1 protein-coding gene is annotated in these 1,451 nt (G+C 56.0%); it reads right to left on the reverse strand.

All coding sequences use genetic code 11. The annotated features are described in order from the left end of the window. The coding region (locus ACYVGR_RS37605; RefSeq protein WP_460966073.1) for a DUF11 domain-containing protein at positions 1–1,427 on the reverse strand (1,427 nt) is incomplete at its 3' end. Between the last annotated feature and the right edge of the window lie 24 nt (positions 1,428–1,451).

Raw genomic sequence — 1,451 nt, forward strand, 5'->3', positions numbered from 1 at the left:
CCAGACCCGTTGACCTGGATGGTGTATTCGCCCAATTGGGTCGCCGTGTAGGTATAGCTGGTGGCACCTGCAATGGCACTACCATTGCGATACCACTGATAATTACGATAACCTGCTGGTGCCGACACAACCACCTGGATGGGCGCACCGGGACAAACTTTCACTGGAACCGTTGTACAAACGGTGGCCGTATCGCCAGGTATCGCTGCGGTGTTGTAAACCACACCTACCTGCGTAATGCTGGCCGAGAAGGTCAGCGTTGTCGTCGCTCCGGCAGCCAGACTTGGCACCGTCCAGATACCGACCGGACTGGTAGCCGCATAGCTACCCGCCGTGGTCGAAACAGATCCAGGTACGAGTACCAGACCGGCACTCATCGACTCTTGAACGTCCACGTTGGTGGCTGAACCCGTGCCTCTATTGGTCAGTGTGAGCGTGTAGGTCACGACCTCGCCTAAACCAGCCCGGGTCTTGTTGACCTGTTTGGTCAGATCCAGCGATGGAGCCGGATTTGGCCCACACACCATACCGGGGATGCTCACCACCTTGTCGGCGCAACCCGCGCGGCTTACCGTCAGGCTCAGCGGTGCTCCCGAAGGCACACCCGTAATCAGCCCGTTACTGGCCACACCCTGACTCACTCTCACCGTCGCTCCATTGAGGAGGGTGTAATACAGATAGTAGGTATTCGTACCCTTGTCGTCACAGATCGGACCGCTCAGGCTAATCCCTGGATTTTCACAAGGACTGGTGCAGTTGGCTGGGCTAACCACCGTAATCCGGGTGATACAGGTTCCGTCCGTTGAGCTGATCACTAAATTGGTGCCTACTGGAATACCCACGATGGTATTCCCCGAAATACTGCCCGCGTTGACACTCACCACGCCCCGGTCAGCCAAGAAGCTCACCGAATAGGTCCCGTTACCCGAACAGATTGGCTGACCAGTGGTCAGTTTTGGCTGTGTACAGGTTGGTGTTACGGGACACGAGGCTGGGCTTTCGACCGTCGATACGGTGATACAGCCACTACCATTGCTGGCCGTCACACTGACGGGTGTCCCAACCGGGATGTTGATTACACTAGAACCACTCACCGTACCCGCACTAGCCAGCACATTGGCTGTGCTGCTGTAGAGACTCACGCTGTAGGTTCCATTGGCTGGATTGCAGACGGGGTTGCCTACCGTTAACACCGGTTTCTCACAAACGGGCGGCACGGGTGTTACCGTAATCACCTCGATATCACTATCGTCCTCATCCTGCGATGGGTTATGCTTATGATCCCCTGACGTATCATCATTGATCGGCGTACCATCGTTGGTCGGATTGTTATCCGGATCGGAATCCTTATCCGGCAGATTCAACGCATTGCTCGCACTGCTGATCTCGGCTCCGTTGGTCAGACTACCCGTCACAGTAGATCCCACCGTGAAGGTGATGTTACGCGTAGT

Source organism: Spirosoma litoris, from assembly GCF_054776755.1.